This is a genomic window from Mesorhizobium sp. M0571 (assembly GCF_040320985.1).
Classification (GTDB): Bacteria; Pseudomonadota; Alphaproteobacteria; order Rhizobiales; family Rhizobiaceae; genus Mesorhizobium.
This window is the reverse complement of record NZ_JAMYQT010000163.1, coordinates 1-575: the sequence shown is the minus strand read 5'-3', so window position 1 is coordinate 575 and position 575 is coordinate 1. Positions and strand designations below refer to the sequence as shown.

1 protein-coding gene is annotated in these 575 nt (G+C 57.7%); it reads right to left on the bottom strand.

The window, feature by feature from the left end:
* Positions 1 to 265 precede the first annotated feature (265 nt).
* Positions 266 to 457 (bottom strand): DUF3606 domain-containing protein, encoded by a 192-nt coding sequence (locus NKI85_RS37865; RefSeq protein ID WP_352531714.1) that lies wholly within the window; start codon positions 455 to 457, stop codon positions 266 to 268.
* Positions 458 to 575 lie beyond the last annotated feature (118 nt).

The following is a 575-nucleotide window of genomic DNA, read 5'->3' as shown; positions in this document are numbered from 1 at the left end:
GAAGGGCCGTCACTGGTGATCAAAATTAGCGCCCGTCGCGATGCACGAGGCAACGGTATGTAAAAGGCGGACATTTGCAATGATTGTCCGCCCCAACCGGCTACGAAAATTGTCCCCAACTGGCGGTTGGTAGACGCCAAGCAGCCGCGCAGGTATCGTTTTGTTATGATCGGCCGCACCGGGCACAGCCCACCCCAGCGCCCACGCCCCCGTGCTCGGCGCAACGCTCGATCGACCCGTCGTGCTGTAGAGTGCGGCGGGTTTTTCAATGCCGATCGCGCAGCTCTTTGACTGCCTTGGTGAGGGTCAGACGGTCGTTGCCGTTCTTTTTGATCAGCTTGCTGACCTGGCTCGGCGACACGCCATTTTCCCGCGCGAAATGTTCCACCTCATAAAACGCATCGACCGACAGGCGGCCTCGGTCGAACAAGTCTCGATTGCTCTTGTTCTGGTCCATTTCCGTTTTCCTAATCACTCGACATCCCACGCAGCTGCAAATGAGGATCCGCCCGCCAATCGAGGAATGGCGTACGCATCCTATCAGCGCAGGAAGGGACATTTCTGCGCAGATACAA